Source organism: Aromatoleum evansii (genome assembly GCF_045689615.1).
GTDB lineage: Bacteria > Pseudomonadota > Gammaproteobacteria > Burkholderiales > Rhodocyclaceae > Aromatoleum > Aromatoleum evansii.
The window spans coordinates 1,408,909-1,429,179 of record NZ_CP141259.1 but is presented as its reverse complement, the minus strand read 5'-3'; the positions used below and the strand labels follow the sequence as shown (position 1 = coordinate 1,429,179).

Genomic DNA, 20,271 nt, shown 5'->3' with positions numbered 1-20,271 from the left:
CTCAAGGGGCGCCGCCGGGGCTGCCGACTCAGTCCTGTAGGCGCAGGAAGTTGTCGCGATAGTGGCGCAGTTCGCCGATCGACTCGTAGATGTCCGACAGCGCCTCGTGCTTGCCCTTCTTGACGACGCCCTTGTAGATCTCCGGGCGCCACCGGCGCGCGAGCTCCTTCAGCGTCGACACGTCGAGGTTGCGGTAGTGGAACCACGCCTCGAGCTGCGGCATGTAGCGAGCGAGGAAGCGGCGATCCTGGCACACGGAGTTGCCACACATCGGTGAGGTGCGCGCGGGCACGTACTGCTGCAGGAAGGCCAGCATCTGCGCCTCGGCATCCGCCTCACCGGTCGTCGACGTCTTCACGCGGTCGGTCAGGCCCGACTTGCCATGCGTATCGCGGTTCCACTGATCCATGCGGTCGAGCACGCTGTCGGGCTGATGCACCGCGATCACGGGCGCCTCCGCAACGGTATTGAGCTGCGAATCGGTGATCACGATCGCGATCTCGATGATGCGATCGGTATCCGGCTCGAGCCCTGTCATCTCCATGTCGAGCCAGATGAGGTGATTCTGATCCTGTGCCATAATCGTCCGCCCCGCTTGAGCAAAGGCGCGATTGTGGCATAGATGCCGCGCCGCCCGCCTGTCCGTCTGCCCACACTCGCCGAATGTCCCCGCACGCCTTCTCGTACCTCTTCCTTGCCGCCGCCGCACTCACCCTGTTCGCCAGGCTCGTGCTCATGATGCGCCAGATCCGGCACGTGCGTGCGCACCGGGAATCGGTACCGCCCGCGTTCGCGGAATCGATCAGCCTGGACTCGCATCGCAAGGCGGCGGACTACACTGCCGCACGGATGGGGCTCGGCACCGTCGATGCTGCCATCAGCACCGCCTGGCTGCTCGCCCTCACCCTCGGCGGCGGGCTGCAGGCCATCCACGACCTGCTCGCCGGATTTCTCGAAGCGGGAACGCTTGTGCACGGCGTTGCCCTGCTCGCGACGCTCGGCGTCGCCGGCTGGGCCATCGAGCTGCCGTTCGCGCTCTATCGCACCTTCGGCATCGAGAAGCGCTTCGGCTTCAACCGCATGACGCCCGGCCTCTACCTCGCCGACCTCGCGCGCGAGGCCTTGCTTGCCGCCCTGATCGGGCTGCCGGTCCTTGCGGCCGTGCTGTGGCTGATGGGCGCAATGGGCGAACGCTGGTGGCTGTGGGTGTGGCTCTTCTGGCTCGCCTTCAACCTGCTGGCGCTCTTCATCTGGCCGACCTTCATCGCGCCGCTGTTCAACAAGTTCACCCCGCTCTCGGACGAGGCGCTCAAGTCGCGCGTCGAGGCACTGCTGGCACGCTGCGGCTTCCGCTCCCGCGGCCTGTTCGTGATGGACGGCTCGCGCCGCTCGGCACACGGCAACGCCTACTTCACCGGTTTCGGCGCCGCCAAGCGCATTGTCTTCTTCGATACCCTGCTGGAAAAGCTCCGGCCCGAGGAAGTCGAGGCCGTGCTCGCTCACGAGCTCGGTCATTTCCACCACCGCCACATCTGGAAACGCCTCGCGGTGATCTCCGCCGCAAGCCTCGGCCTGCTGTGGCTACTGGGCTGGCTTATGGGGCAGCCGTGGTTCTATGCCGGACTGGGCGTTGCCCCTGCCTCGGCCGGCACCGCGGTCGCGCTGGCGCTGTTCGCGTTGGCCCTGCCCTGTTTCACCTTCCCCGCCGCGCCGCTGATGAGCTACTGGTCGCGGGTGCATGAATTCGAGGCCGACGCGTACGCGGTGCGGCAAACCCGCGCCGCCGATCTTGCGCAGGCACTCGTCAAGCTCTACCGCGACAACGCCTCGACACTTACCCCCGACCCGCTGTACTCGAGTTTCTTCGACTCCCACCCGCCGGCGGCATTGCGTGTCGCGCGCCTGCGCTCCTCCAGCTGAGAACCGCCATTTCGTGAGCAAGCCCAGACAGAAGCACGGCACGGCCCTCGAGGGCGTCATCGTCGCCGCGTTCGGCCGCCATTACGAGGTCGTCGTCGCGGGACAGGCCGGGCAGGAAACCAAACCGCTGAAGTGCTACCCGCGCGGCAAGAAGAGCGTCTTCGCGTGCGGCGACGAGGTCGAGATCGAAGCGACCGGCAGCGATCAGGGCGTCATCACTGCGCTCAAGCCGCGGCGCAACCTGCTGTGGCGTTCGGACGCCTTCCGCGAGAAGCTCATCGCGGCAAACCTCAGCCAGGTCGTGCTGGTGACGGCAACCGAGCCGGGGTTCTCGGATCTGCTCATCTCCCGCTGCATCGCCGCGGCCGAAAGCCAGCACCTCAGGACCCTCATCGTCCTGAACAAGGCCGACCTCGCCGATTCCCTGCCTGCCGCGCACCGCATGCTCGCACCCTTCGAGCGGCTCGGCTACGAGGTGATCGAGCTGAGCGCACGCGCCGGCGCCGACGAGCTGCGGCCCTACCTCGCCGGCCAGCGCAGCATCTTCGTCGGGCAGTCGGGCATGGGAAAATCGACCCTCACCAACGCGCTCATCCCGGAAGCCCGTGCCGCGACACGCGAGATTTCCGAAGCACTCAACAGCGGCAAGCACACCACCACCTTTGCCCGCCTGTATCCGCTAGACGGCGGCTGGCTGATCGACAGCCCCGGACTGCAGGCCTTCGGTCTCGCCCACCTCACGCCCGATGAGCTTGCGGCGAGCTTCGTCGAATTCAACGATCACCTCGGCAAATGCCGCTTCCGCGATTGCCGGCACGAGTCCGAGCCGGGCTGTGCCCTGCAGGCTGCGCTCGCGTCCGGCGCGATCGATGCGCGCCGCTTCGAACATTACCGGCTGATCCGCGACGAGATCCGCGAGGCGAAACGCCAATCACAGGGCTGGTAGCCTTCTGCGGCCCGCCCGACGCCCGAAAAAAAACCCGCCGCAGCGGGTTTTTTGCTTTCCGGGAATGGATCGCTCAGATGCGTTCCCAGATCGTCGTGATGCCCTGACCGCCGCCGATGCACATCGTGGCCATGCCGTAGCGGCCGTTGACGCGGATCAGCTCGTGCAGCAGCTTGGTAATGATGACGCCGCCGGTTGCGCCGACCGGGTGACCCAGCGCGATCGCGCCGCCGTTCGGGTTGGTCTTCTTCGGATCCAGTTCGAGCCCCTTGTTCACAGCGATCGACTGCGCCGCGAAGGCTTCGTTGGATTCGATCACGTCGATCTTGTCCAGCGACAGGCCGGCACGCTGCAGCGCAAGCTTCGACGCCGGGATCGGGCCTTCGCCCATGACGTCGTTGGGCACGCCAGCAATCGCATAGGACACGAGGCGCGCAATCGGCTTGTGGCCGCCGGCCGCAGCCTTGGCCGCGTCGGCCAGCACGAGGAAGGCAGCCGCGTCGTTGATGCCGGACGCGTTACCGGCGGTGACCGAACCATCCTTCTTGAAGGCGGGCTTCATCTTGCCCAGCGCTTCCATGGTGGTCATGCGCGGGTGCTCGTCGGTATCGAACACGACCGGGCCCTTGCGGGTTTCGAAGGTGATCGGGACGATCTGGCTCTTGAAGCGGCCGTCGGCGATCGCAGCAGCGGCACGGTTCTGCGACTCGAGCGCGAAGGCGTCCTGATCCTCGCGGCTGATGCTCCACTTGGTGGTCAGGTTCTCGGCCGTGATGCCCATGTGGCCCACGCCGAACGGGTCGGTCAGCACGGAAACCATCGCGTCGATGGCCTTGGTGTCACCCATGCGTGCGCCGCTGCGCAGCGCGGGCAGCAGGTAGGCGCCGCGCGACATCACTTCGACGCCGCCGCCGATCGCGAAGTCCGCATCACCCAGCATGATCGCCTGGGCGGAGTTGACGATGGCCTGCTGCGCCGAGCCGCACAGACGGTTGACGGCGAAAGCCACCGAATCCATCGACATGCCGCCCTGGATCGTCGCAACGCGCGCGACGTAGGCATAGCGCGATTCCGTCGGGATGCAGTTGCCGACGGTGGCGAAGGTCACCTGCTTCGGATCGACGCCGGCACGGGCGATCGCTTCCTTGACGACCACGCCGCCCAGCTCGGCGGGCTCCATGTCCTTCAGCGAGCCGTTAAAACCGCCAACAGCCGAACGGACTGCGCTCAAAACCACAACTTCACGATTCGCCATCTGTGCTCCCTCCTGGATGTTAGGCACCAACCCAGCCGGCAATCACCAGCAGGGCCAGCATCAGCAAACAGAGCACCAGTGCGCGCCAGATCAGCCCCACTGTGCTCTGCATGTAGTCGGCGTCGGCCTCTTCCCCGACGCCCATTTCCGGTCGTTCGACAATCTCGCCGGATTCATGGACGGGCATGCCCAGGCGCACACCGAGCGCGCCCGCGCCTGCCGCGATGAGTATACCGGACGCCCTGTCGGCCCAGAGCATCGACTGGGTGCGCCAGCAGAACACCGCATCCTCGAAGTCGCCCACCACCGAGAACGACGCCGCGGTCATGCGCGCGGGCAGCCAGTCGATCACCTCGAAGACCTTGCGGGCGAAGCGCCCGAACTGGCCGAACTCGGCATCCGTACGCTCCCCCCACTCCTCGCCGAGGAAGCGGGCAAGGCGATACAGCAGCGCGCCGCTCGGCCCTGGCAGGACGATGAACCAGAAAATCACGCCGAACACGTTGCGGTGAGCGGCGACGAGCCCCTCCTCGATCGCGAGCCGCGCGACCTCGCTGGAACTCGCCCCGACGTATTGTCCGCCGCGCCATTCGCCCAGCAGCGACCGCGCGCGGTCGAGTTCGCCCATGCGCAGGGCGAGGTGGATGTCGGTGAAGAAATGGCTTTCCTGCCGGAAGCCCATCGTCAGGTAGAGCACCGCGATGTTGAAGAGCACCGCCAGCAGCGGATGGACAAGCCACAGCAGGAAGAAGACGAGCGCACCGCCCGCGACCACCGAGACGACGACGAGCAGCCAGGCAACGACGCCATTGCGGGCCTGGCCGTCGTTGAAACGTTCGACCAGGACGCCCGACAGGCGACGGAGCGGATCCAGGACGATGTGCCGCACCGGCAAGGGCCGAACCTGCTCGAGCAGCAGCGCAACGATCAGCGAAAGAAGCGTCATTCGTATTGCGATTGAGAAAGGGCCGGACCCGTGATAGCCACTGACGATACCATAAAAGCACTGCGCGATTGTGCAACGCGGAAAAAGCGCGCACGAAATTGGATTGATGGGTTCGACAACAGCAAACCGGTGATTGTTGCAAATGACTGAACAGTGCGTGCCGCCGCTCCGGGTTTATCGCCGCGCGTGCGCTCCATAGACTGCAGCAAACGGGAGCGGTCAGGAAGGGCCGCACCCGGCATGCACTGGAGCCCAAATGAGTACGATGCCCACCCTCTTCGTTTCCCACGGAGCACCCACTTTCGCACTCGAGCCGGGCGAAGCCGGACGCGAACTCGCCGCCCTGGCACGAACGATCCCCACGCCCCGCGCAATCCTGATCGCCTCGCCGCACTGGATGACTCCCGCACTGAAACTGTCGACAGGCCGACAGCCGGAAACGATCCACGATTTCGGCGGCTTCCCCGCCCCCCTGTACGACCTGCGCTACCCGGCGCCCGGCGATCCGGACCTTGCCGCCCGCGCGATCGGGCTCCTCGCCGCCACCGGAATCGATGCACAGCCGGACGGGACTCGCGGCCTCGATCACGGCGCGTGGGTGCCCCTGCGGCACATGTACCCGGACGCCGGCGTGCCGGTCGTGCAGATCTCGATGCCCGGGCGCCGCCCGGCGAGCTGGTTCCATGCCCTGGGGCGGGGGCTGTCGCCGCTGCGCGAGGAGGGCGTCCTGATCGTCGGATCCGGAAGCCTCACCCATAACCTTTACGAGTTCACCGGCACGGCAACGGGAACCGCGCCCTACGTCAATGCTTTCGCCGAGTGGGTCGCCGACACGCTGGCCGTGGGCGACGTCGATGCCTTGCTGGACTATCGGCGGCGCGCGCCGCATGCCGAGCGCGCCCATCCGACCGACGAGCACCTCATGCCGCTCATGTTCGCCCACGGCGCGGCCGGAATGCCGGCGGGCGCACGCCGCCTGGCCGCCGCCGACGTGCGCTACGGCATGCTCGCGATGGACGCCTACGTCTTCGGCGCGAGCTGATCGGACGGCCGCCCCGACCGCCCCGACCGCCGCAACACGCTTGTGCGACACAGGATACCGGCGTCTAATCGCCTGACATCCAGTATGCGATGCCTGCGCGGTATCGCAAACGACGGGAGGAGGCGCCATGCATCGACTGTTGTTACTCGCCGGCAGGCTGTCGGGACTTGGCGGACTCGCCCTGTGCCTGGTCGCGGGCCTCGCGCGGCTGTCCGGCAGCTTCTGGATCGGGGGATACCAGGTCGGCACCCTGCTCCTGGCCGGAATCGGCGCACTCGCCGCCGGCAGCTTCCTGCTGCTGTGGGCGCTGACCGAGCGCATCGAATAATCGCCGCAGCGCCCCCCCGTCCGAAGCCCCTCACCGCTGCCATTCGCTGTAATATAAGCGTTTGCTTTTATTAAAATCAGGAGATCGCGATGACGATAGTACGGCTGGTCGTGGCAGCGACGATTGCGGGGGCAGCCTTGCCTGCCCTGGCGGAGGAACTGGCGCTGATGACCGAGGCGCGCGCCGCTGCGACGAGCCTGCCGCCGCGGCTCGTGACGGCGCTCAACGAGGAGATCGCCAGGAGCGGCCCGGAAGGCGCGGTTCCCGTATGCCGTGACATGGCGCCGAAGATGGCCAAGGAAATCGTCGCGAGCACCGGCTGGCAATTGAAGCGCGTCACCCTGAAGGCACGCAATCCGCAGCGCGCGACGCCTGACGCATGGGAGCGCAAGACACTGGAGGAATTCGACCGCCGCGCCGCGACGGGCGAGAATCCGGCGAAACTGGAGAAGGGTGAACTGGTCGAACAGGCGGACGGCACACGCGCATTCCGCTACGCCAAGGCCCTGCCGACGCAGCCGCTATGCCTCAACTGTCACGGAGCCGAGGACAAGCTGACGCCGGCAGTCAAAGCACGCCTGGCCGAGCATTACCCGCAGGATCGCGCGACAGGCTACAGCGAAGGCCAGATCCGTGGCGCCATCGTCGCGACGAAGCCGCTGTAAGTGCATGTGAACACGCCGGCGGGGATCCAGCCGGCGACGGAGTCGATGATGTCCCCCGATACCCTGACCCTGCCCTGTCCGCACTGCGACGCACTCAACCGGGTGCCGGCGGCACGCATGAGCGACGAGCCGAACTGCGGCAAGTGTCATGCCCCGCTGTTCGCACGCAAGCCGCTGACGCTGGACGCGACGAATTTCGCGCTCCACACCGAGCGTAGCGACCTGCCGGTGCTGGTGGATTTCTGGGCGCCGTGGTGCGGGCCCTGCCGCATGATGGCTCCGGCCTTCGAGGAGGCCGCACGCATGCTCGAACCGCAGATGCGCCTGGCTAAGGTGAATACGGAAGAGGAACAGGCGCTTGCGGCGCGCTTTGGCATCCGCAGCATCCCGACGATGATCCTGTTCCACAATGGACAGGAAGTGGCGCGGCAGTCGGGTGCAATGAACGCGGGTGCCATCGCGCACTGGGCACGCAGCCACGAACTGTAGCGCACGGCGCGTGCAGCCAAGGTGGGGCTTGAGGCGCAGAGGCAGGCCGGGATCAAGGGAGCGAAACTGATGTTGGCAGTGGTGCAGCGCGTCGCGGAAGCGCGCGTGGAGGTGGACGGCAGGATCACCGGCGCGATCGGCCGCGGCCTGCTGGTGCTGGTGTGCGCCGAGCGCGGCGATCGTCGCGCCGAGGCCGACAAGTTATTGGGCAAGCTCCTGAAGCTGCGGATCTTTTCCGACGAAGCCGGCAAGATGAACCGTTCCGTGCAGGACGTGCAGGGCGGGCTGCTGATCGTCAGCCAATTCACGCTTGCGGCCGACACGACGGGCGGAAACCGGCCTAGCTTCACGAACGCGGCGGCGCCGGACGAAGGCCGCACGCTGTACGAGCATTTCGTCGCCGAGGCGCGCAAGGCTCACGCGCAGGTCGGAACCGGAGAATTCGCGGCGGAAATGCAGGTACACCTCGTCAATGACGGGCCGGTCACCATCCCGATGCGCATCGCGCCGGCGACCTGAACCCGGGGCCGCGGCGGGGTGAACGACCGCGACACGCAGCCTCGTTTTTCCATCCTCCACGCCGCCGGCGTGCTCCCCGCAGGAAGTGCTCATGAACACCCGCACGATTGCCCTCCCCGTCCTCCTCATTGCCACCCTGCTTGCTGGTTGCGCCCAGACCCCGCCCGCAGCGCGCCCGGTCGCCTACGCGTGCGACGCGGGGAAGCGCTTTTCGGTGACCTACCATCCGTGGGGCGATGCGAGCATCGAAATCGAGCGGATGCGCTTCGCACTGATGAGAGAGGCGGCCGATGGCGGCGGCGAACGTTACGCCTGCGGGGCCCTGACACTGTGGCGCAGCGGTGATACGGCGCGCGTGGACATGCAGGGAGCCGGCCAGTACGAGAACTGCCGCGCCAGCCGCTGAATACGGCTGCGCGAACGCGTTATGATTGATGATCTACCGGCGGAGACCTGGATCATGTTCTATGGCGTAACCGACCTGACGACTTTCATTCTCGGCACGATCTTCATCGTCCTGCTGCCGGGGCCGAACTCGCTTTACGTGACGGCGGTCGCCTCGCGCCTCGGCGTCGCGGCGGGCTATCGCGGGGCGTGCGGAATCTTCCTCGGCGACACGGTGCTGATGGTTCTGTCGGCCACGGGTGTCGCATCCCTGCTGCAGACGACCCCCGCCCTGTTCATGGTGCTGAAGTACGCCGGAGCTGCCTATCTCGCATGGGTCGGGCTCGCGCTGCTGCGTTCGGCCATCGCCGGCTGGCGCGACAAGACGGCCGGCACGGCGGCGCCCGAGCAACCAGCCTCCGATGCGACGCGCCCCTTCCGCACGGCGCTGGTGATCAGCCTGATGAACCCGAAGGCGATCCTGTTCTTCGTGTCCTTCTTCATCCAGTTCGTCGACCCCGCCTATGCCTACCCCGCACTGTCGTTCGCGATCCTCGGCACGATCGTGCAGGTGTGCAGCGCGATCTACCTGTCGGCGCTGATCTTCGGCGGCGCACACCTCGCGGCGCAGTTCCGCCGGCGCCGCCGCTTGTCGGCGGCGGCAACCGGGGGAGTCGGCGGGCTGTTCATCGGATTCGGCGCAAAGCTGGCGAACGCCACGCTAGGGTGAGGCGCTGACCGGCACCATACGGTGCCGCCCACGCTATTCATAAGGAATCATCCATCCGCCATCGAGCGTGAGGCGCTGCACGGCGGCAGTGACCGGTTCACGGTAGTTTGTAACTTGTTGCAACGCCACTCCACCCAGGATTCCACCATGAACGTCGTCATCGTGGACGACACGCCGACCAACCTCGCGTTGATGCGCATGCTCATCCAGCGACTGGACGGCTGCCAGCCCATCCCCTTCGCCGATTCGGGCTCGGGCCTCGACTGGTGCCTCGAGAATGACCCCGACCTGGTGATCGTGGATTACATGATGCCGAAGCTCGACGGGCTGGAGTTCATCCGTCACGTGAGGCGAGAACCCCGGCATGACAGTCTGCCGATCCTGATGGTGACTGCAGACCATCAGAAGAGCGTCCGTTACGCGGCACTGGATGAAGGCGGCGTGGACTTCCTCAACAAGCCCGTCGACCGCATGGAATTCCTGGCGCGGGTCAGGAACATGCTCGCGCTGCGGCGCAGCCAGAGGGCCTTGGCCGACCGCGCCACGTGGCTGGCCGAAGAAGTGCGGCGCGCCGTCGCGGAGATCCACGACCGCGAGCGCGAGACCATCGTGCGGCTGGCACGCGCGGCGGAGTGTCGCGATCCGGAGACCGGCACGCACATCCTGCGCATGGCCCATTACGCTCAGCGCATCGCGGTGCAGATGGGTCTTCCGGCCGATTTCGCCGAGATGCTGCTGCATGCGGCGCCGATGCATGACGTCGGCAAGCTCGGAACCCCGGACCACATCCTGCTCAAACCCGGTCGACATAGCCCGGAAGAGTTCGAGATCATGAAGCAGCACACGCAAATCGGGTACGAAATCCTGCGTGAAAGCAGCTCGCATGCGATCCAGCTGGCCGCGTCGATCGCGCTGCATCACCATGAGAAGTTCGACGGTTCGGGCTATCCCCGGGGCCTCGCGAAGGAGGCGATCCCCATCGAAGGCAGGATCGTTGCGGTAGCCGACGTGTTCGACGCGCTGACCTCAGCGCGCCCGTACAAGCGTGCGTGGTCACTCGACGAGGCGCGTGACTATCTGAGCGAGAACCGGGGCACGCATTTCGACCCGGCGTGCGTGGATGCCTTCCTCGCCGTCTGGGACGAGGTGCTGGAAATCCGCGTGCGCTACGTTGACGAGGTAGAGCCTGCCTCGGCCCCGGAACCGGATGATGGACAGTGAGCCGCTGTTCGACCTTCGCGCGACGCTCGACAACCTCGACAACGATGTCGAGATCCTGCAGGCCATTGCCGCAACCTTCGTCGCGGATGCACCGCGTCTGCTTGCGGACCTTCGCACCGCCCTCGCCGACCACGACGTCACGGCGGTGATCCGCGCGGGTCACAGCCTCAAGGGGTCGGCGGAAAACTTCGGTGCCGCTGCGCTGATTCGCGCGGTAAAGGCACTGGAGGACGCGTCGAGGACAGAGGACTTCCCGTCTGCAGCCGCGTGGCTGGGCGAGGTCGACCGCCTCCTCGCACAGTTGTGCGCAGAGCTGCGGACCATTTAGCGGCGTCTCAGCCCGTCCAGTTCTGCAGCAGAACGCTCAGCTCGCCCTTGGGGGCACGGCGATGGTCGATCGCGCGCTTGAGCAATGCGTTCAGGGCCTGACGGCGGATGGGCTTCGAGATGTAGTCGTCCATTCCGGCAGCAAGGCAGCGCTCGCGGTCCCCCTGCATCGCGTGAGCAGTCATTGCAGCGATGTAACATTGCCGCGGCCCCTCGCCAACGGCCCAGCTCCGGCTGGCTTCGCGAGCGCGGATCTTCGCGGTGGCTTCCATGCCGTCGATGAGAGGCATCTGCAGGTCCATCAGGATGAGGTCGAACGGCTGCTGCTCGAACCATTCAAGCGCCTCGACACCGTTGTTCGCAACGGTGACGCGGTGCCCGGCCTTGGTCAGCAACTGCACGGCAAGTGCCTGGTTGACGAGCGTGTCTTCGACCAGCAGGACATTGAGCGGCTCGGCAGCATCGAGCCCGAGCACGGCCGCTTCGTCGACCTCGAAGCGCGCCAGTTCCAGCCGCCGCAGGTCCGCGACATCGAACGCGGCGCGCAGTGCATCGAACAGGTTGTCCTCGAACACCGGCTTGACGAGATGGGGGCGCGACGGAACTGCAGCGCTGCGCGCGAGCTCCTGTCTCTGGGCATGATTTGCCAGCAACAACAACACGTTGTCGAACGTCTGCAGGAGCGCGAGACCGCCTGGCGCGGGCATGCCGCCATCGGCCAGGATGAGGTCATAGGGGCGGCCGACACGGGCGCGCTCGGCGACGAGGGCCGGAACGCGGGACGCATCGTCAGTCGTGTCGACCTCCAGCCCGAGCTGCTGCAGCATGCGCGCGATGAGCGCAAGGGCGTGGGGGCAGTCGTCGATGACCAGGACGGCGCGGCCCTGCAACCCAGTCGGCAATTCGAACGACGGCGCGGCGGCATTGGGTTCGGCGGCCACGCGGGCCGTGAAGTAGAAGGTGCTGCCGCCACCCGGCTCGCTCTCGAGCCAGATCTGGCCGTCCATCAGCTTGACCAGCCGGTTCGTGATCGCGAGTCCGAGACCCGTGCCGCCGAAGCGCCGCGCCGTAGACGGGTCGCCCTGCATGAAGGCATCGAATATCTGCTCGTGAAGCTCCGGGGCGATGCCGACGCCGGTGTCGCGCACGACGAACTGCAGGTACAGGGACATGCCGCTGTGCCGCAGCTTGCTGACCTCCACGGCGACCTCACCCCGTTCGGTAAACTTGATCGCGTTGCCGACGAGATTGGAGAGAACCTGGCGCAGACGCGTGGGATCGCCGTAAAGTCGATCGGGAAGGTCGGGTGCGACGTCGAGCAGCACCTCCAGCCCCTTGCGATGGGCCGAGACCGCCAGCCCGCGCATGGTGTCACCCAGGACATTGCGCAGCGAGAACACGACGGATTCGAGTTCGAGACGCCCAGCTTCGATCTTGGAGAGATCCAGGACGTCGTCGATGATCGTAAGCAGCGCGTCTGCGGACGACTTGACGGTTTCCAGGTAGCCGCGCTGCACGTCGTCGAGCGGGGTATCGAGCGCAAGCTCGGTCATGCCGACGACCGCATTCATCGGCGTGCGAATCTCGTGACTCATGTTCGCGAGAAAGGCTCCGCGCGCACGGTTGGCGGTTTCCGCTTCTTCCTTTGCGCGCACGAGGGCCGCCTCGGAGCGCTTCTGGTCGGTGATGTCGCGATGCAGGACAAGAAGTCGTTTGGGCTTGCCCTCGCCGTCCCGCACTGAGACGCGGCAGCGCAGCAGCCACCAGCGCCACCCGTCGTCCGGATCCAGCATGCGGTGTTCGATTTCCATCAGCGGGGCACGCCGCTGCAGCACGGTGTTGAGCCGCTCGCCCACCATCGCACGATCGTCGGGCAGTATCCATTCAAGCCAGTCGTCTATGCTGCGCACCGGCGCACCGCCGATGGTGCCGAAGCGCCTCTGCCACGCGGACGATTGCTTGATCTTGCGCGAAACGAGATCCCATTCGCACAGCACATCGCCCGTCAGATCGAGACAGGCGACGAGTCGCCGCGCCTTCTCGGCCCGCCGTTCGATCTCGGCATGGCGATCGTAGGTATCCTCGATCTCGACCAGGAGATTGACGAGGTTGGCCGCAAGGTCTGAAAGGCCGGCCGACTGCAGCGCATCCAGCGCGCCCTTGAGAGGGGCCTCCTCGCAGGTACCGAACGCGGCGGCAATCTGGCGGTTCAGGAGAACAGATGTCATCGGGATGATCAGCCTCTGCGCAATGGGCAGGTCACCCCGTCGGTCGCCCGCGGGGCGATAGCCATTGTATTTGCCCCGCCCGCGCCATCGCGTGAGGAATTACCGTACGCCGGACGCCCTGGTCGCGGCGGCGGCGCAGGGTCAGTTCTGTTGCGGCTCGGTCTTGCGCGGTCGGCGGCCGCGCGCTGCGGTCTTGCGGAGGGGCTTGGCCGCGCCATCATCCCCGGCGACGCTAGCCGGCTCCGTCGCGGGCACCGCTTCGACTGCTGCCGGAACGGCTTGCGCCGCTTCCGGCATGGCCGCTTCCGGTTTCGCGATCTCGGCCTTCGCGACCTGGGACTTGCCGCGACGCGAACGACGGGCGCCCGCCTTGGCGGGCTCGGCCGGCGACACTTCGGCCGCTTCGACTCTGGGTTCAGCGGCTACGGGTGCGGGAGCGACCACGAACTCCTGCTCGGGCTGAGCCGGTATGCGTGCCGGAGCTTCCGCCTCGACGGTCTTCGGCGCCTCCGCCCTGCCCCCTTCCACCAAGGCCTCGGCCACGGCCTCCGCCTTTTTCGCCGCGGACTTGCGTCCGCCCCGCTTGCGGCGGGGTTCGTGCCGGGCGGAAGGCTCTTCGCCCGTCGGACGCTCTACCGGCGTCGCCGACACCGCTTCACCATGCGCCGCTTCGCCCGCCGCCGTCATGGCCTCGACCGCAGTGCCCAGCTCCGCGGCTGCGGGCGCCTCGGCAATCGCTTCCGTCACGGCCGCACGGTTGCTGCGATAGACGTAGGCGCCCGATTTCTCGTCACGGCCGAACTCGAGCAGGCCGCGCGCCTGAGCCTCCTCGAGCAGGTTGCCGAAGGCGCGGAAGCCGTAGTAGGACTCGTTGAAGTCGGGCTTGCGGCGCTTGATGGCCTCCTTGAGCATCGATGCCCAGATGCGCACGCCGCTGTCGCCGCGCTCTGCCACCAGGGCATCGAAGGTCTCGACGGCGATGTTGATGGCCTTGAGCTTGCGCGCTTCGACCTCGTCCTTGCGGTGCTTTTCCTCTTCGGGCGAGCGCTTCGTCGAGGGCTGGGTTTCGCGCGTTTCGCGCTTGGCGGCGCGCTGGCTCTCGCGCACGAGGTCATCGTAGAAGATGAACTCGTCGCAGTTGGCGATCAGCAGGTCGGAGGTCGATTGCTTCACACCCACGCCGATGACCTGCTTGGCGTTCTCGCGCAGCTTGGACACCAGGGGCGAGAAGTCGGAGTCGCCGCTGATGATGACGAAGGTGTCGACATGCGATTTCGTATAGCACAGGTCGAGCGCATCGACGACGAGGCGGATGTCGGCGGAGTTCTTGCCCGACTGGCGGACGTGCGGGATCTCGATCAGCTCGAAGTTGGCCTCGTGCATCACGGCCTTGAAGCCCTTGTAGCGCTCCCAGTCGCAGTAGGCCTTCTTCACGACGATGCTGCCCTTGAGCAGCAGGCGTTCGAGGACCGGCTTGATGTCGAATTTTTCGTATTTGGCGTCGCGCACGCCGAGGGCGACGTTTTCGAAGTCGCAGAACACCGCCATGCTGACGCTGTCATGGGCTGAGGCCATTAGGTTCTCCGGTGGTGTGTCGGGCGCGGTCGCGGGGACCGCCCAAGGCGCACATGATAGCGATTCCTGCCGCGACGATGCGCGTCACATGCCGCGGCCGCGGGCCCTTTCGTCGCCTGCAGGGGCGTCGTCGCGCACCAGTCGCCATGCGAACCACATCCCGAGCAGCGCGTTCGCGAGGGCAACGCCGGCGAGCACGACAAGGGCCGGCGTACTCAGCGGATAGCTGCGCAGGATCCACGCGAACACCGACGACAGGACGTTCAGCGCGATCATCATCCAGAAGGCGGGGTTGCGCGGCTGGTAGAGGCGCGAGAGTTTCACGGCAGCCTCCTCAGGCGACGCGGTCCGGCGGCGTGCGGCCGGCGAAGAAGGCCTCGACGTTGTCGAGCACGCGCATGCCCATGCCGACGCGCGTCTCGCGCGTGGCGCTGCCGAGGTGCGGCAGCAGGACGACATTTTCCAGGGAAAGCAGCCCCTCGCTGAGCTTGGGTTCGGCTTCGAACACGTCCAGGCCCGCGCCGGCGATCGTGCCGTCGCGCAGCGCATCGACGAGCGCGGCCTCGTCGACCACTTCGCCGCGCGCAGTGTTGATCAGGAAGGCGTCGGGCCCCATCAGGGCGAGGCGTTCGCGGTTGATGAGGTGGCGCGTCGCCGCACCGCCTGGGCAATGCAGGGAGACGAAATCGGCCTGGGCCAGCACTTCCTCGACCGAGTCGCACTGGTGCGCGTCGAGCCCGGCAAGCGCGTCCGCACCCACGCGGCTGCGGTTGAAGAACACGATCTTCATGCCGAAGCCGTGCTGTGCGCGCATCGCGACCGCGCGCGCGATGCGGCCCATGCCGATGAGGCCCAAGGTCTTGCCGCTCAGCTTCGTGCCGATCATGTGCGTCGGGCGCCAGCCGGTCCAGTTGCCGCTGCGCACTTCGCGTTCGCCCTCGCCGGCTCGCCGGGCGACCATGAGCATCAGCGTGATCGCGAGGTCAGCGGTGCAATCGGTGAGGACATCGGGCGTGTTCGTGACGGCGATGCCCCGCGCCCTGGCGGCGTCGATGTCGATGTGGCTGAAGCCGACGCCGTAATTGGCGATCAGCTTCGCGCTCGGGGCGGCGCCGAGCACGTCGGCATCGATGCGGTCGGACACCGTCGGCAGCAGTGCGTCGCACGAGGCGAGCGCCGCGCGCATCTCGTCGCGCGTGAAGGGGTGATCGTCGGCGTTGAGGCGGACGTCGAAGCGCTCGGCGAGCTCACGCTCGACTTCGGCGGGCCAGCGGCGGGTGACGATGAGGCGGGGTCGGGTCATGTTCTTCATCCTGCTCGTGATTCGCGGTGATCTCGGTCCGGCTAAGGGTGCAGCGCGCAGACTGTGCGGACATCTGCGGCGAAGAATGCCGTGGCAATGGGCCAGCCACCACTGCCGCGGACATACCCCGAACGATACCCGCAGGTGGCGCAGGAGGGGATCGGGCGCAACCCCAACGAGACGATCTTTTGTCCTCGGCGGCGTGCTCGCGGGAAACCTCGGGCCGACGCGAGCACTCCAAGGAATGCGATCGACCACGGATCGCAGCCGCGCGCGGGAGTCCGCCACGTGAGCATCCTGCCCCTGAGCTCGACGCTCGGCCTCTTCGGCACGAGCGCCCTTCGCCCCGTTTCGACGAATTTCGCCGCGACGGCGGGCAGTTTGTCGCTCTTCTCCGGCTCGTCGACGATCGTCGATCTGTCGAGTTTCGGCCAACTCCTGTCGGCCGTCGCGACCTTCGGGAACCGCCTCGCCGTGCTGCGCCCCGGGTCGTCCGACAGCGGAATCGGACAAAACTTCGGCACGGACTTCGGCAGCCTCGCAGCCGAGGCGCAGTTTTTCGTCGACAGCTTCAACAGCCTGCAGAGCAGCCTCGGCGAGGTGAATGTCCTGTTCGGTACCGCCCCGGCCTCCTCCCCTGCTGCCCAGCTGTCGGCGGACCTGCGGGCACGCGTCGAAGAGGCTTTCGACAATGGCGATTCGGCCCTCACGCAGTTGTCGGACCTCGGCATCGAACTGCAGCCATCGCTGCTGCCCGGCACCGGCGGCCGCCTGGGCATCGACATGGCGGCATTGCGCGCGGCCTTCGAGGCGGATCCCGAAGGCAGCTTCTCGCTGCTCGCGCGGGCCGCCGAGGCATTCGCGACGGTGGCGACCGAATTCACTTCGTCAAACGGCGACGTGAACTCGCTTCTCGCGACCCAGCTCCGGTTCTCGTCCCTGCAGCTGACGCTCGGCCTCTTCGACAGCGGCAGTGATTCCTCGCAAGGCGGCCTGCAGAACCTCACCGACCTCCTCATGCTGGCCTCGCTCGGCAATGGCGGGCCGGAGTCGCAGACGCGCGTGGTGGCCGCGCTCAATGAGTTCTCGCTCATTTCCGCCCTGCTGCGCTGATCACCGCGCGGTCGGCCATCGACGAGAACCTGGCCGAGTCGGGCTGTAGTTCGCAGATGGGGCCGATCGGGACGATCATCGTCACGACCACGACCGCCGGACCGTCTGCGCGGCGGCGGCCTTCATACGGCATCGCAACATGCCAAACAGATCGCCATGCAATTACAACTCATTGATTAAACTGTTTCATTTATCGTAATAATCGTGATATAAAAAAATTTTCAGGCAGAAGATGTTGCGTTGCACAAGTTCTTCCAATAAAGTTTGAACCGTCTCCTCCACCCTCCTCCTTTGGTGTGGATTTAGCCCGGACCGTCAAACGTCCGGGCTTTTTCTTTTCTGCAGCCCCGCCAGTCCATAGGGGATTCTGATCGCGCGATAAAAACATTTGTAGGACAAACTTATTGCGCCGCATCATACGGTACCGTATGCTTTGAACCGTCTCCTCCACCCTCCTCCTTTGGTGTGGATTTAAGCCCGGGCCTCAGTTGCTCGGGCTTTTTCTTTTCTGCGCCCGCGAGCGACCTCAGGCAGTTCCCCGCGGCGTGTTCAGCAGCGCCCAGATCTTGTCCACCATCGGATTGCTGTTGTCCGCCGCGCGATGCAGGCGGACTTCCAGCGGGCAGGTCCACTGCGCGGGGCCGGCCTCCACCAGCCGACCTTCGGCGAGTTCGCGGCCCACGCAGCTCTCGGGCAACCAGCCGAGCCCGTGCCCTTCGAGCACCATCGCCTTGAGCGCCTCCGACATGTGGGTATCGAAAGAACGGTCGAAATGGCAGCGCTCGTTGGCGCCGAGCAGGATCATCTCGACCACGTGTCCGAGGTAGGTGCCCGACGAGTAGGCGAGGAAGGGCACGACCGCCTCGGCCCGCCCCGGCAGCTTGTAGCGCGGCCGGCCGTCCGTGCGCGGCGCCGACAGGGGCAGCATGCGGTCGGTGGCGAGCGCGATGTAGGGAAAGCGCACGGGGTCGAGCAGCATCGGCAGCTGCGGGTGGTGGTACGCGATGAGGAGATCGGTGGCGCCCTCGATCAGCGCGCTCGCCCCTTCGGGCACGTTCACCGCACCGACGCGCGCGACGACGTTGCCCAGCGCTTCCTTCAGTTGCCCCAGCCAGCGCGGGAAGAAGGTGAGCGACAAGGTATGCGCGACCGAGAAGCGGACGGTGTCGATGTTACCGGGCGACTGTCCGCGTAGCACGGTGCGCATGTCGTAGGTGCGCCGCAGGATGTCGGCCGCGAAGCCGCGGAAGATCCGTCCGGCGGCGGTGAGATGCACGCCCTGCGCGCGGCGGTCGATGAGCTCGACGCCGAGCCAGTCTTCCAGCGCCTGGATGTGGCGGCTGAAGGTCGGCTGGGAGACGTTGCGGCGTTCGGCGGCGCGCGAGAAGGCGCGCGCGTCCGTCAGCGTCAGGAAGTCCTCGATCCACTTGATCTGCATGTTGCACGCTCCTGCGGTGTCCGTGCCGCGGCATCCGGCGAGTTGTCGCGATGCGCGGTCCTATTCGGGTTCCTTGGGGATGTTATGCGTTTTTTGCATGGCGCGGCACGCAATCCGTTTTCGGTCCGTAGCATCCATGCGTCACACCACACATCGGAGGAAACATGACGCAGACGACCGAACGCATCGAACACGATCTCCTGGGGGACCGCTCCCTGCCCGCCGACTCCTACTACGGGGTCCATACGCTGCGCGCGGTGGAGAATTTCCCGATCACCGGCACGCCGATTTCGATCTATCCCGATCTCGTGCGTGCGCTGGCCGCGATCAAGCAGGCCGCCGCACTGACCAACAACGAACTCGGCTTGCTGGATCGCGAACGCACGGACGCGATCGTGCGGGCCTGCGAGGAGATTCGCGCCGGGGCGCTGCACGAGCATTTCGTCGTCGACGTGATCCAGGGCGGCGCCGGCACCTCGACCAACATGAACGCGAACGAGGTGATCGCGAACCGTGCACTGGAGCTGCTCGGTTGCGCGAAGGGCGACTACGCCCGCCTGCACCCGAACGAGCATGTGAACATGAGCCAGAGCACCAACGACGTGTATCCCACGGCGCTGAAGCTCGCGGGCTATGCGGGAATCTTCGAGCTGATCGAAGCGATGGAAGTGCTGAAGGCGGCGTTCCACGAGAAGGCGGTCGAGTTCGCCGACGTGCTGAAGATGGGGCGCACGCAGTTGCAGGACGCGGTGCCGATGACGATGGGGCAGGAGTTCTCGACCTACGTCGTGATGCTGGGCGAGGACATCGAGCGGCTGAAGGAGGCGGTGCTGCTGATCTGCGAGATCAACCTCGGTGCGACGGCGATCGGCACCGGCATCAACGCCCACCCCGACTACGCCGCGCTGGTGCGCCGGCATCTGGCCGAGATCACCGGCATCCCGGTGCTGACGGCGCCGAACCTGGTCGAGGCGACGCAGGACTGCGGCAGCTTCGTGCAGCTGTCGGGCGTGCTCAAGCGCGTCGCGGTGAAGCTCTCCAAGGTGTGCAACGACCTGCGCCTGCTATCCTCGGGGCCGCGTGCAGGCTTCGGCGAGATCAACTTGCCGGCGCGCCAGGCGGGGTCGTCGATCATGCCGGGCAAGGTGAACCCGGTGATTCCGGAAGTGGTGAACCAGATCGCCTACGAGGTGATCGGCAACGACATGACGATCTCGTTCGCCGCCGAGGCCGGCCAGCTGCAGCTGAACGCCTTCGAGCCGATCATCGCCCACAGCCTGTTCAAGAGCGTCACCCACCTGCGCGCGGGCTGCCTGACGCTGGCGGAGCGCTGCGTCAAGGGCATCACCGTGAATCGCGAATTCCTGCGCAGGAGCGTCGAGAATTCGATTGGCCTCGTGACCGCGCTGAATCCCTACATCGGTTACGCCAACGCGACCGGCATCGCCCAGGAGGCGCTGGTCGGCGGACATAGCGTGTATGAGCTGGTGCTCGACAAGGGCCTGCTCACCCGCGAGCAGCTCGACGAGATCCTGCGGCCCGAGGTGCTCACGCAACCGCGCGCGCTGGTCGGCCTGGCCTAAGGCCGAAGGTCCGCGTGAGACCTCGAGATGCTGCAATGCACAATTCCAGTCTTGTATAAGACATGATTAGGAATCCCCTTCACCGCCTGGCCATTCGAAGATCTAATCGCTGGATATAAAAATTTGAAGTGCATTATTATTGCGTCGCACAAGCCGGTTCGATAGTATTTGAACCGTCTCCTCCACCCTCCTCCTTTGGTGTGGATTTAAGCCCGGGCCTCAGTTGCTCGGGCTTTTTCTTTTCCGGCTCTGGCTTTTC

The 20,271-nt window shown here is 66.1% G+C and carries 21 protein-coding genes; 13 read left to right on the top strand and 8 right to left on the bottom strand.

Going from position 1 to position 20,271, the window contains the following annotated elements:
• Positions 1 to 28: 28 nt before the first annotated feature.
• Entirely contained in the window at positions 29 to 580 is a 552-nt protein-coding gene (gene orn, locus U5817_RS06535; RefSeq protein ID WP_169128884.1) for an oligoribonuclease, read from the bottom strand.
• Between the two features lie 83 nt (positions 581 to 663).
• Between orn and U5817_RS06530 the strand changes: the two genes are divergently transcribed.
• Together U5817_RS06530 and rsgA are read left to right on the top strand one after the other, a co-directional pair.
• A complete protein-coding gene (locus U5817_RS06530) occupies positions 664 to 1,920 on the top strand; it encodes a M48 family metallopeptidase (protein ID WP_407280096.1) in 1,257 nt (418 codons plus the stop codon).
• A gap of 13 nt (positions 1,921 to 1,933) precedes the next feature.
• Positions 1,934 to 2,866 (top strand): ribosome small subunit-dependent GTPase A, encoded by a 933-nt coding sequence (gene rsgA / locus U5817_RS06525; protein WP_407280095.1) that lies wholly within the window; start codon positions 1,934 to 1,936, stop codon positions 2,864 to 2,866.
• A gap of 73 nt (positions 2,867 to 2,939) precedes the next feature.
• Here the strand turns inward: rsgA and U5817_RS06520 are convergent, their stop codons facing one another.
• Complete coding sequence (locus U5817_RS06520; RefSeq protein WP_407280094.1) at positions 2,940 to 4,121, bottom strand: acetyl-CoA C-acyltransferase family protein; 1,182 nt, start codon at positions 4,119 to 4,121, stop codon at positions 2,940 to 2,942.
• A 19-nt stretch (positions 4,122 to 4,140) separates the two neighbouring features.
• A complete protein-coding gene (locus U5817_RS06515) occupies positions 4,141 to 5,067 on the bottom strand; it encodes a CobD/CbiB family protein (protein WP_169128891.1) in 927 nt (308 codons plus the stop codon).
• 256 nt (positions 5,068 to 5,323) lie between these two features.
• Between U5817_RS06515 and U5817_RS06510 the strand changes: the two genes are divergently transcribed.
• The 9 genes from U5817_RS06510 (at position 5,324) to U5817_RS06470 (ending at position 10,773) form a co-directional block, all read left to right on the top strand.
• Positions 5,324 to 6,109: a DODA-type extradiol aromatic ring-opening family dioxygenase gene (locus U5817_RS06510; protein WP_407280093.1), complete on the top strand. Its 786-nt coding sequence runs from the start codon at positions 5,324 to 5,326 to the stop codon at positions 6,107 to 6,109.
• A 127-nt stretch (positions 6,110 to 6,236) separates the two neighbouring features.
• Entirely contained in the window at positions 6,237 to 6,437 is a 201-nt protein-coding gene (locus U5817_RS06505) for a hypothetical protein (protein WP_407280092.1), read from the top strand.
• Between the two features lie 89 nt (positions 6,438 to 6,526).
• On the top strand, positions 6,527 to 7,102 hold the full coding sequence (locus U5817_RS06500) for a DUF3365 domain-containing protein (RefSeq protein WP_407280091.1): 576 nt from the start codon (positions 6,527 to 6,529) through the stop codon (positions 7,100 to 7,102).
• Between the two features lie 48 nt (positions 7,103 to 7,150).
• Positions 7,151 to 7,591, top strand: coding sequence for a thioredoxin TrxC (gene trxC, locus U5817_RS06495; RefSeq protein WP_407280090.1), 441 nt, complete (start codon positions 7,151 to 7,153; stop codon positions 7,589 to 7,591).
• Positions 7,592 to 7,660: 69 nt separating this feature from the next.
• Positions 7,661 to 8,110 carry a D-aminoacyl-tRNA deacylase gene (gene dtd / locus U5817_RS06490; protein ID WP_407280089.1) on the top strand — a complete coding sequence of 150 codons (450 nt, stop codon included), beginning with the start codon at positions 7,661 to 7,663 and terminating at the stop codon, positions 8,108 to 8,110.
• Between the two features lie 91 nt (positions 8,111 to 8,201).
• Positions 8,202 to 8,516 carry an MliC family protein gene (locus U5817_RS06485; RefSeq protein ID WP_169131609.1) on the top strand — a complete coding sequence of 105 codons (315 nt, stop codon included), beginning with the start codon at positions 8,202 to 8,204 and terminating at the stop codon, positions 8,514 to 8,516.
• 54 nt (positions 8,517 to 8,570) lie between these two features.
• Positions 8,571 to 9,224 (top strand): leucine efflux protein LeuE, encoded by a 654-nt coding sequence (leuE, locus tag U5817_RS06480; protein ID WP_407281028.1) that lies wholly within the window; start codon positions 8,571 to 8,573, stop codon positions 9,222 to 9,224.
• Between the two features lie 147 nt (positions 9,225 to 9,371).
• Positions 9,372 to 10,445, top strand: a complete 1,074-nt coding sequence (locus tag U5817_RS06475; RefSeq protein WP_407280088.1) for an HD domain-containing phosphohydrolase — start codon at positions 9,372 to 9,374, stop codon at positions 10,443 to 10,445.
• Entirely contained in the window at positions 10,435 to 10,773 is a 339-nt protein-coding gene (locus U5817_RS06470) for an Hpt domain-containing protein (protein WP_407280087.1), read from the top strand. The genes U5817_RS06475 and U5817_RS06470 overlap by 11 nt, the downstream gene beginning before the upstream one ends.
• A gap of 7 nt (positions 10,774 to 10,780) precedes the next feature.
• Here U5817_RS06470 and U5817_RS06465 read toward each other — a convergent pair whose 3' ends face one another.
• From U5817_RS06465 to U5817_RS06450, 4 genes are all read right to left on the bottom strand, one after another.
• Positions 10,781 to 13,000 carry a response regulator gene (locus tag U5817_RS06465; protein ID WP_407280086.1) on the bottom strand — a complete coding sequence of 740 codons (2,220 nt, stop codon included), beginning with the start codon at positions 12,998 to 13,000 and terminating at the stop codon, positions 10,781 to 10,783.
• A 141-nt stretch (positions 13,001 to 13,141) separates the two neighbouring features.
• A complete protein-coding gene (locus U5817_RS06460) occupies positions 13,142 to 14,575 on the bottom strand; it encodes an NYN domain-containing protein (RefSeq protein ID WP_407280085.1) in 1,434 nt (477 codons plus the stop codon).
• A gap of 84 nt (positions 14,576 to 14,659) precedes the next feature.
• Positions 14,660 to 14,899, bottom strand: coding sequence for a hypothetical protein (locus tag U5817_RS06455; protein ID WP_407280084.1), 240 nt, complete (start codon positions 14,897 to 14,899; stop codon positions 14,660 to 14,662).
• A 10-nt stretch (positions 14,900 to 14,909) separates the two neighbouring features.
• Complete coding sequence (locus U5817_RS06450) at positions 14,910 to 15,878, bottom strand: 2-hydroxyacid dehydrogenase (protein ID WP_407280083.1); 969 nt, start codon at positions 15,876 to 15,878, stop codon at positions 14,910 to 14,912.
• 288 nt (positions 15,879 to 16,166) lie between these two features.
• Between U5817_RS06450 and U5817_RS06445 the strand changes: the two genes are divergently transcribed.
• On the top strand, positions 16,167 to 16,991 hold the full coding sequence (locus U5817_RS06445; RefSeq protein WP_407280082.1) for a hypothetical protein: 825 nt from the start codon (positions 16,167 to 16,169) through the stop codon (positions 16,989 to 16,991).
• A 526-nt stretch (positions 16,992 to 17,517) separates the two neighbouring features.
• Here the strand turns inward: U5817_RS06445 and U5817_RS06440 are convergent.
• Positions 17,518 to 18,429, bottom strand: coding sequence for a LysR substrate-binding domain-containing protein (locus U5817_RS06440; protein WP_407280081.1), 912 nt, complete (start codon positions 18,427 to 18,429; stop codon positions 17,518 to 17,520).
• A gap of 164 nt (positions 18,430 to 18,593) precedes the next feature.
• On the opposite strand from U5817_RS06440, the gene aspA reads away from it, so the two are divergent.
• On the top strand, positions 18,594 to 20,012 hold the full coding sequence (aspA, locus tag U5817_RS06435) for an aspartate ammonia-lyase (protein WP_169131630.1): 1,419 nt from the start codon (positions 18,594 to 18,596) through the stop codon (positions 20,010 to 20,012).
• Positions 20,013 to 20,271: the final 259 nt, after the last annotated feature.

Bases quoted from the DNA above. Each gene is read 5' to 3' on its own strand.
- U5817_RS06500 (WP_407280091.1), top strand. From the start codon at position 6,527: ATGACGATAGTACGGCTGGTCGTGGCAGCGACGATTGCGGGGGCAGCC.
- leuE (WP_407281028.1), top strand. From the start codon at position 8,571: ATGTTCTATGGCGTAACCGACCTGACGACTTTCATTCTCGGCACGATC.
- U5817_RS06515 (WP_169128891.1), bottom strand. From the start codon at position 5,067: ATGACGCTTCTTTCGCTGATCGTTGCGCTGCTGCTCGAGCAGGTTCGG.
- U5817_RS06450 (WP_407280083.1), bottom strand. From the start codon at position 15,878: ATGACCCGACCCCGCCTCATCGTCACCCGCCGCTGGCCCGCCGAAGTC.
- U5817_RS06460 (WP_407280085.1), bottom strand. From the start codon at position 14,575: ATGGCCTCAGCCCATGACAGCGTCAGCATGGCGGTGTTCTGCGACTTC.
- U5817_RS06520 (WP_407280094.1), bottom strand. From the start codon at position 4,121: ATGGCGAATCGTGAAGTTGTGGTTTTGAGCGCAGTCCGTTCGGCTGTT.
- U5817_RS06510 (WP_407280093.1), top strand. From the start codon at position 5,324: ATGAGTACGATGCCCACCCTCTTCGTTTCCCACGGAGCACCCACTTTC.
- trxC (WP_407280090.1), top strand. From the start codon at position 7,151: ATGTCCCCCGATACCCTGACCCTGCCCTGTCCGCACTGCGACGCACTC.
- orn (WP_169128884.1), bottom strand. From the start codon at position 580: ATGGCACAGGATCAGAATCACCTCATCTGGCTCGACATGGAGATGACA.
- U5817_RS06470 (WP_407280087.1), top strand. From the start codon at position 10,435: ATGGACAGTGAGCCGCTGTTCGACCTTCGCGCGACGCTCGACAACCTC.
- dtd (WP_407280089.1), top strand. From the start codon at position 7,661: ATGTTGGCAGTGGTGCAGCGCGTCGCGGAAGCGCGCGTGGAGGTGGAC.
- U5817_RS06465 (WP_407280086.1), bottom strand. From the start codon at position 13,000: ATGACATCTGTTCTCCTGAACCGCCAGATTGCCGCCGCGTTCGGTACC.
- U5817_RS06485 (WP_169131609.1), top strand. From the start codon at position 8,202: ATGAACACCCGCACGATTGCCCTCCCCGTCCTCCTCATTGCCACCCTG.
- U5817_RS06530 (WP_407280096.1), top strand. From the start codon at position 664: ATGTCCCCGCACGCCTTCTCGTACCTCTTCCTTGCCGCCGCCGCACTC.
- aspA (WP_169131630.1), top strand. From the start codon at position 18,594: ATGACGCAGACGACCGAACGCATCGAACACGATCTCCTGGGGGACCGC.
- U5817_RS06440 (WP_407280081.1), bottom strand. From the start codon at position 18,429: ATGCAGATCAAGTGGATCGAGGACTTCCTGACGCTGACGGACGCGCGC.
- U5817_RS06475 (WP_407280088.1), top strand. From the start codon at position 9,372: ATGAACGTCGTCATCGTGGACGACACGCCGACCAACCTCGCGTTGATG.
- U5817_RS06505 (WP_407280092.1), top strand. From the start codon at position 6,237: ATGCATCGACTGTTGTTACTCGCCGGCAGGCTGTCGGGACTTGGCGGA.